The following is a 3,714-nucleotide window of genomic DNA, read 5'->3' on the forward strand; positions in this document are numbered from 1 at the left end:
TCTTCACCACCAAGCCAACCGAACCTGAACCGCAGATCACCCCACAACCGGAACCGAAACAGCTGCCGTGACTACACCACCCCGCGGGACATGACTTGGGTCATGGCGTGGCCCTCGGCCTGCGTGCCGCCCAGCACCTCGCCGCCCACGTCAGCCAGATCGCCGCGGACCCCATCGGCGACCACACCTGGACAGCGCAGGTCCTCCGTCCGTGGTTCGACGCGCAGGTGGCGGCCGACCGCGGCAACGAGCAACGCCTCACCGAGAGCTCGCCATCCTCGGATCGGCGGGCTGCTGCCCTGGCCGCTTGCGCCTTTGACGATCCCGTCGTCATGCGAGCCCGTGCCCAGGTACGCCATCTCCTGCAACCGGCCGACGCCGCCTACGGCACCGACGAAGTGGACCGAGCCGTCACCCACTGGCTGGCCGCTCACCCAGACTTCTCGCCAACGCACGACGGCCCGACCCGCGATCAGTGGGATGCACTCATCCCAGGCTGAGCGCTTACCCGGCACTTCACTTTCGGTGCTCAGGATCGGCAAACGATGGCGGGCTCAAGCAGTCAGCGACTCACCGCTGTTCAGAAGGTCAGCGTTAACCTCGGCCGGAGTGCGGTAGCCATGGGTCTTGCGCGGACGGCGGTTGAGCTCGGGGGCAACGGCGTCCAGGTCGGCCTGGCTGAATGTGCGGAGGTCCGCGCCCTTGGGGAGGTACTGCCGCAGCAGGCGGAGGCGGATTCGCTGAAGTACCGGTACGAGCAAGGGCCGTCCTGCGATTGCTGAACCACCAGCCCGCCGAACCCTCAGGACAGCCCACTCCAAGATCAATCGCGGGGCAGCCCGTGACTGACGACCCGTCTGTTGTGAGAATCACCGGTCAGCGGGTCACCCGCCGATGAAGCTCACTGTTTCCGTCAGGTCCGCCCGCCCGGTACGCAGCCGTGGCACGCCTTCCTTCTCGAATCCTACCGAGACACCGCAGAACAGCACGAGCCCGTCAGCGGCTCCGATCATCCGGCTGACGGTCTTGCGATACATCGTCCACATCACCTGGGGGCAGCTGTGCAATCCTTCCGCCCTCAGCAACAGCATGACCGTCTGCAAGTACATCCCCGCGTCCCCCCACTGCCCGGGCCCCATCGTCCGGTCGAGGTAGCAGAACAGTACGACCGGCGCCCCGAACGCCTCCGAGTTCAAGGCGGCGATCTTCGTGGGCCTGTCGACGTCGTCGCGCTCGATTCCTAGCGCTTCGTACCGCTGGGCGGCCGCGGCGGAAAAGCGGTCCAGATACGGCGAGGCCAGATCAGCTGGGTACATCGGATACTCCCGCTCGTCACCCGGGTCTTTCGCCAGTGCCCTGGCCGTCGCGCGCTTCTTCAGTTCGGCCAAGGGCTCACCGGTCACGACATACACTTGCCACGGCTGCAGGTTCCCACTCGAAGGAGCCCGCGTCGCTGCAGCCAGCACTCGTTCGAGTACCTCTTTGGGCACCGGATCATCGCTGAACGCCCGCACAGCCCGGCGACTGTCCACGGCTTCATACACATCCACGTCTTCGGTCCTCCCACTCCACGGCGCGTAGCGAAGACACGAGGGTGATCATCGCACCGAGTGAGCAGACCGGGCGGACCTTTGGTGCTGCCAAAACCGACCGGCATTCCTGCGCGGACCGATCATGAAGTGCTGCCGAAACCGGCGTCGTCGAAGGGCACGTCAACCGCATCAAGACGCTGACAGATGTTCGGCCGGGCCGGCTTCGCTCTCCTGCGCAAGCGAGTCCTGTTGGCTCACTGATCGATGTCAGATGCGCGCTGTAACTTCCCCACATGGGTGTGTACCTGGTGAGTGTCGGTGCGGCGGAATGGTTCGGTGACGAGGAAGACGGATGGGGCGAAATTGCTTCAGCGCTCAACGCTGAACTCAGGCGGCGGGGCCTTCCGCCCCACGAGGACGTACCCCCAGAGACGGACTTCGCACCTGGCTTCGGGCAAGCCTTTGAGGAGAAGCTGACCCCATCCATGACCGGGTTCCTCGCCTTGTGTCAGACGCATCTGTCACGAGAGGAATCGGAGATCCTCTGCGGCTGGACAGTGCTCGTGCCCTTCTCACTTGATGAGGAGATCTGGTTGCCCATCGACTCCGGCGACTACGAGTCCATGGTCGTCGGCGCTCCCCAGGTACTGCCGCTCGCCGAAAAGCTGGCGGCAGCCATCGATCTGCCATCCGAAACCCCGGCGACATGCGACAACCTCGACCTGAGCATGTGGTTCAGGCACCGAGCGACGAAACTGGCGATTACTCGAACAGGAGCGTGGAGCGAGGACCTGGAAACAGCCTTCTACGTCGCACTGTTCCTGCGCGCTGCCGAGCACTCGATCCGACGCGGCTGCCCCATCGTCTGCATCTGAGACCCGTCTTCGGTCCGGCTGCTCTCCCAGCGGAGATCACTCACCGTGCACGCGTCACGGAAGCAGGGCTGTACGCCGGCAACTCGCCGAGGTCCGCGGTGCCGATGAGCGGCTCCCCTTTTCCCGCACGAGGACGGCGCCCCGGCCGTGTGGCCGCCTCAGGCGCCCTGCCGGGGTCGCGGGATCAGCGGTCGGTGACGGTGGTGTCGACCGCGTCCGGGTCGGCCTGATACCAGTCACCCGAGGCGATGTCGGCGATGATGCGGCGCCAGCCATTGGTGCGGTGACCGCTGGTCGGAGCGTTGTCGTCGAGCCAGATCTCGGTGCCCACCGGGAGGACCTCCTCCGGGCCCCCTCGGCCGCCGACGGCCAGCGTGAACTCCGGGTCGGCGGGGTCGCTGCGAGTGTAGACGAAGCCGTCCTTGCGCCACGCCTCCAGACCGAAGTCGGCCAGCGGGGCGATCCACCAAGTACCCGTGTCGGGGCGAAGGAGCAGGAGGCGGTCGCCGGGCATGGGAACGTCGCTGTCCTTCACCCGTGCCGCCAGCTCCCTGATCCGCACGGCGGGTTCGACCTGGAGCCCGAGGTTGGTCCGCCGCGAGGCCGTCACGGTGAGCAGGTAGTACGGCACGGTGGACCTCCGGCAGCGCTTGCATGCGTCACGTCAGCCGTAGCCGATCACGCCGCGACACGTCGTTCAATCCACCACGGGCAAAGCCGACATCGGAGCAGGTGGTCCTCGACGATTCCTCCGTCGGCCGCGCGTCGGCCTTCACCCCGGCCCTCCGCTACGGCAGTGTCAGCCGGGGCCGATTTGGCCGACTCCCGTTCTCGTGAACACCGCCCGTTCGCGCGAGCGTGCGACTCCCAGCTGCGCGGTCGAAACGACCCGCGACTCACCTGCACAGCCACACTCGTCACCCTGCATAGGCCCGATGCCGGATGGCGGGCCGAGTTCGGTGTGGTGGCCTGGCGGGGGCCTGGGCAGCCGTCGTCTGCCGTGCAGTGCTCTGGCGTGAGGATGCGGGGCTGTAAAGGGGAGGGTGCGGCGGTGTGGCGCGTGTTCAGCGGGTTCCAAGGTTGTCGGGGTGCGCGGGGGCGGGGGTCAGGGGCCCGTTGGAGATGACGATGGAGGTGAGCGGGTAGGACGGGCCGCTGGTACCGCCCAGGGTGAAGAGGGGGGTGTCGTCCTCCTGGCGCCCGCCGTGGTAATGCCAGGTCTGGCCGAGGCGGTCGGTGTGGCCGAGGGCGAGGTCGTAGACGCGGCCTCCCAGGCAGTACGGTTCGGTGGCCCTGTGCGCCGCTTC

At 66.9% G+C, this 3,714-nt stretch carries 4 protein-coding genes and 2 pseudogenes; 2 read left to right on the forward strand and 4 right to left on the reverse strand.

The genetic code is table 11. The annotated features are described in order from the left end of the window. Positions 1-95: 95 nt before the first annotated feature. Positions 96-500: pseudogene (locus ACFYX0_RS47065) on the forward strand (FAD-dependent oxidoreductase); the annotation flags it as partial. Positions 501-554: 54 nt separating this feature from the next. Here ACFYX0_RS47065 and ACFYX0_RS47070 read toward each other — a convergent pair. Together ACFYX0_RS47070 and ACFYX0_RS47075 are read right to left on the reverse strand one after the other, a co-directional pair. Next, positions 555-725, reverse strand: a pseudogene (locus ACFYX0_RS47070) (IS30 family transposase); the annotation flags it as partial. A gap of 159 nt (positions 726-884) precedes the next feature. Then, positions 885-1,550 (reverse strand): nitroreductase, encoded by a 666-nt coding sequence (locus ACFYX0_RS47075; protein WP_388981811.1) that lies wholly within the window; start codon positions 1,548-1,550, stop codon positions 885-887. A gap of 275 nt (positions 1,551-1,825) precedes the next feature. Between ACFYX0_RS47075 and ACFYX0_RS47080 the strand changes: the two genes are divergently transcribed. Further along, positions 1,826-2,407, forward strand: coding sequence for a hypothetical protein (locus ACFYX0_RS47080; RefSeq protein WP_388981814.1), 582 nt, complete (start codon positions 1,826-1,828; stop codon positions 2,405-2,407). 184 nt (positions 2,408-2,591) lie between these two features. Here ACFYX0_RS47080 and ACFYX0_RS47085 read toward each other — a convergent pair whose 3' ends face one another. Together ACFYX0_RS47085 and ACFYX0_RS47090 are read right to left on the reverse strand one after the other, a co-directional pair. Beyond that, complete coding sequence (locus tag ACFYX0_RS47085) at positions 2,592-3,038, reverse strand: hypothetical protein (protein ID WP_388981817.1); 447 nt, start codon at positions 3,036-3,038, stop codon at positions 2,592-2,594. A gap of 433 nt (positions 3,039-3,471) precedes the next feature. Next, on the reverse strand, positions 3,472-3,714 hold a 243-nt coding region (locus ACFYX0_RS47090; protein WP_388981820.1), incomplete at its 5' end, for a BN159_2729 family protein.

It is taken from the genome of Streptomyces sp. NPDC002573 (assembly GCF_042889625.1).
Lineage (GTDB): Bacteria > Actinomycetota > Actinomycetes > Streptomycetales > Streptomycetaceae > Streptomyces > Streptomyces gibsoniae.

What these genes read in the sequence shown, in the direction of transcription:
- ACFYX0_RS47080 (WP_388981814.1), top strand. Translation starts at nt 1,826, where the DNA reads ATGGGTGTGTACCTGGTGAGTGTCGGTGCGGCGGAATGGTTCGGTGAC.